The sequence below is a fragment of the Roseateles sp. genome (assembly GCF_039929605.1).
Taxonomy (GTDB): domain Bacteria; phylum Pseudomonadota; class Gammaproteobacteria; order Burkholderiales; family Burkholderiaceae_C; genus Pelomonas.
In genome coordinates this window covers 1-3,683 of the sequence record NZ_JBDSQX010000203.1, presented here as the reverse complement: position 1 = coordinate 3,683, position 3,683 = coordinate 1, and the positions used below count along the sequence as shown (strand labels likewise).

The window sequence follows — 3,683 nt, the reverse complement described above, 5'->3', positions numbered from 1 at the left end:
GCAGTCCGCAGGGACTGCTTGTGTCCGACTCCAGTTCACCAAGCCGGCCCGTCCGGCGATGTGCGAGCGGGGCACGCCCCGCTCGCATCGCCGTCCCCTCGGGGGACCGACCGGCCTCGCCCGCGTTCAGCGCGGCGAGCCGGGCGAGGGGCACCAAATAAAACGGCCACCAAGGGGTGCCTTGGTGGCCGGTCGGATTGTCTTCGAGGTTACGAAGCAATCTTGCTGTTTTGTCTCCTCACAACCCGCCCGGCGGCTCTGGACTTAGAGCCCCGAACCGCGTCGAGTGACGAGAATGTATTGCCCCGCCTCGGTGCATGGCACTGGGGAAACCCCGGCCAGGCGTGCGCGGAGGTGGTTTTGCGCCCCAAAGCTGTGCAAAAACAGACTCGCTGGACGCGTGAAAATGGCTGCATGCGCCTTCTCTTCCGCCTGTTGACGGCCCTGCCTCTGAGCCTCCTGAATGCCTGCGGTGGGGGCGGCGGCGGCACCTCCGGCGGCGGAAGTCCCGGAGGTGACGCCGGGGCTTCCGGCATAGGGCAGACGCTCACTTTGACACTGCCCGCCAGCGGCCTCGCGGCGGCCGATCTGGGGGTCATCGTGGCCGAGGGCGACACGCTCAGCGAGGCCATCGGAGCGGCCTATCTGGCGGCCCGCAACGTGCCGGCGGCCAACCTCATCCGGGTCAAGGTCGACACCGCCAGCGCGACGATTTCGGCGGACGATTTTTCGTTGCTTAAATCAGACATCGAGGCCCGATTGCCCGCCGGTGTGCAGGCCACGCTGTTCGCCTGGGCCGCGCCGAGCCGCGTTGTTGGTGCCTGCAGCATGGGCATCACCAGCGCCATGGCGCTGGGCTATGACACCCGCTATTGCAATGGCACGCCCGCGACAAACGTCTGCGCGAACACGGCCGCCTCGCCGCTCTACGACAGCGAATCGCGCCGGCCGCAGGCGGAGCTGCAGCTGCGCCCGTCCATGTTGCTGGGTGCGACGACGCTGGCCGCCGCCCAGGCGCTCATCAGCCGTGGTGTAGCCGCCGACGCGACGCTGCCGGCCGGCGAGGGCTGGCTGGTGCGCACGACCGACGCCGACCGCAATGTGCGCTGGGCGGACTTTTCGCCCCTGCCCGCCGCCTGGGGCAGCGCGCTGAAGCTGAACTATGTGGACAACAGCGTGGGTTTGCCTGCGGCCAATTCGCTATCTGGCAAGAGCGACGTGCTGTTCTACCTGACCGGGCTGGGCACGGTGGGCAACCTGTCGACGCTGCAGTTTCGCCCCGGCGCGCTGGCCGACGCGCTGACGTCCTACGGCGGCCTGCTGCCCGACGGAGGCGGCCAGATGCCCATCACCGCCTGGCTCGCGGCCGGCGCGACGGCCAGCTACGGCACGGTCGAGGAGCCCTGCAACCTGCCGCAGAAGTTCTCGCGCGCCTCGGTGCTGATCGACCACTACTGGCGCGGCGCCACCGCCATCGAGGCCTACTGGAAGGCCGTGCAGTGGCCCGGCCAGGGCCTGTTCGTCGGCGAGCCTCTGGCCCAGCCCTTCCGCGACACGCCCAGCTTCGCCATCGTGGCGGGGGAGTACCAGATCAAGACGCGGTCCTTGCGCCCCGGTGCCCGCTACAGCCTGCAATACCTGCAGGGGTCGACCTGGGCGACGCTGGCCACGTTCACCGGCGTGCGCGGTCAACTGCTCGACGGCCGCGCGCCCCTGCCACCGGCCGTGGCGACGCGCATCCGCTGGCAGGGCCCCTGCGCGGACAACGCGGCGAATGCCTGCACCCTCGCCCAATCATCCTGACCTTTACGCGCGCCCCTCAGAATGCAGGTCGGTCAAATCCTGATTGCCGCACCCGGCCGGGCGATCGACAGTCGCCCTCCCGTCGAGCACCTCATCACCATGCCCCGTTCCGTCTCTGCCCGCGCCCGCGGCTTCACCCTGCTTGAACTGCTCGTCGTCATGGTCATCATCGGCCTGCTGGCCGGCTATGTCGGGCCGAAGTTCTTCGGCCAGATCGGTAAGAGCGAGGTCAAGGCCACCAAGGCCCAGATCGACGGGCTACAGAAGTCGCTGGACCAGTACCGGCTGGATGTGGGCCGCTACCCCAGCACCGAGCAGGGCCTGGCCGTGCTGGTGGCCAAGCCGGGGGATGAGCCCAAGTGGGCCGGGCCGTATCTGAGCAAGGCCGTGCCCAAGGACCCCTGGGGCAACGAATACCAGTACCGCGCGCCGGGCGAGCATGGCGAGTACGACCTGCTGTCCTTCGGCAAGGACGGCCGCCCCGGCGGCGAGGGTGAGGACGCCGACCTCACCTCCTGGTGATGGCGCAGTTCCAGGCTCGCGTGCTGCGTGCCGGCGTGGTCAGCACGGAGCGCGTCGAGGCGCTCGACCGCGCCGCCGTGGCCGCCGTGCTCGGCGTGCCGCCCCAGCATGTGCTGGAGGCGCGCGAGGTGGCTGCGGCCGGGGCCGCAAAGCCCTGGCGGCGCAACGCCAACTTTCCGCTTCAACTCTTCAGCCAGGAGCTGGCCGTGCTGCTGGATGCCGGCATCGCGCTGCTGGAGGCGCTGGACACGCTGCGCGAGAAGGAAGGCCAGCCCGGCGTGCGCGCGGCGCTGGACGCGGTCATCGCGCAGATCGAGCAAGGCCGGCCGCTGTCCACCGCGCTGCGTGAGCAACCCCAGGCCTTCGATGAGCTCATCTGCGCCATCGTCGCCGCCAACGAGCGCACGGGGCAGCTGTCCACGGCGCTGGCCCAGCATGCGCGTTACCTGGCCTGGGTCGACACGCTGCGTTCGCGCCTCGTCGCGGCGCTGGTCTACCCGCTGATGTTGCTGGGCGTGGGCGGCGCGGTCATCCTCTTCCTGCTGCTCTACGTGCTGCCGCGCTTTGCCGGCATCCTGGAGCAGACCAGCGCCGACCTGCCCTGGGCGTCGCGCGTGTTGATCGAGTTCGGCCAGGTGGCCGGCGCGCATCCGGGCCTGGTTATCGGCGGCATCGCGGCGGTGGGCTTTGCGATCTTTTCCGTGCTGCGGCAACCGGCCTTGCGCCAGCGTGCCCAGGCGGCGCTGTGGACGCTGCCGGGCCTGGGCCCGCGGTTGCGCGTGCTGGCGTTGGCGCGGCTGTATCGGTCGCTGGCGATGCTGTTGGCGTCGGGCGTGCCGGCGTTGGCGGCCTTGAAGATCGTTGTCGACGTGGTGGCTGCGCCGTGGCGGGGTGCGGTGCAGGCGGCGGCGGCGCAAGTCGAGCGGGGCGAGCGGCTGTCTGCGGCGTTCGACGCGCAAAACCTGGCCACGCCGGTCGCGCGCCGCATGCTGCGAGTGGGTGAGCGCAGCGGTGAGGTCGCGGCCATGCTGGAGCGCGCGGCGGCCTTTCATGACGAGGAGGCGGCGCGGCTGACTGACCTGCTGTCGCGGCTCGTCAACCCGGCGCTGATGCTCATCATGGGCGTGCTGATCGGCGGGATCATCGTGTTGATGTATCTGCCGATTTTTCAGTTGGTGGAGCAGGTGCAGTGAGGGGTTGCCTGGTGTTTCGTTGCTTTGGCTTTGTGGCTAGGCCCAGCCGGGAGTTCGCCCCGGCGGGCGACCTTCTTTTTGAGCGACCAAAAAGAAGGCAAAAAGTCGCCCCTGTTCCGTCGCCCCTCTGCGAGGGGTGCCCTGCGATGCTCGGAACCCGGGGCC

Annotated in this window: 3 protein-coding genes; all 3 read left to right on the top strand. The window is 69.6% G+C overall.

All coding sequences use genetic code 11. The annotated features are described in order from the left end of the window. Positions 1-414: 414 nt before the first annotated feature. The 3 genes from ABIS05_RS27280 (at position 415) to ABIS05_RS27270 (ending at position 3,518) form a co-directional block, all read left to right on the top strand. Positions 415-1,803, top strand: coding sequence for a TIGR03790 family protein (locus ABIS05_RS27280; RefSeq protein WP_348009086.1), 1,389 nt, complete (start codon positions 415-417; stop codon positions 1,801-1,803). A gap of 99 nt (positions 1,804-1,902) precedes the next feature. Further along, entirely contained in the window at positions 1,903-2,325 is a 423-nt protein-coding gene (gspG, locus tag ABIS05_RS27275) for a type II secretion system major pseudopilin GspG (RefSeq protein WP_348009085.1), read from the top strand. Beyond that, positions 2,325-3,518: a type II secretion system F family protein gene (locus ABIS05_RS27270; RefSeq protein ID WP_348009084.1), complete on the top strand. Its 1,194-nt coding sequence runs from the start codon at positions 2,325-2,327 to the stop codon at positions 3,516-3,518. Before gspG ends, ABIS05_RS27270 begins: the two co-directional genes overlap by 1 nt. The last annotated feature ends 165 nt before the right edge of the window (positions 3,519-3,683 follow it).

Coding starts and splice junctions, on each gene's coding strand:
- ABIS05_RS27270 (WP_348009084.1), top strand. CDS start 2,325: ATGGCGCAGTTCCAGGCTCGCGTGCTGCGTGCCGGCGTGGTCAGCACG.
- gspG (WP_348009085.1), top strand. CDS start 1,903: ATGCCCCGTTCCGTCTCTGCCCGCGCCCGCGGCTTCACCCTGCTTGAA.
- ABIS05_RS27280 (WP_348009086.1), top strand. CDS start 415: ATGCGCCTTCTCTTCCGCCTGTTGACGGCCCTGCCTCTGAGCCTCCTG.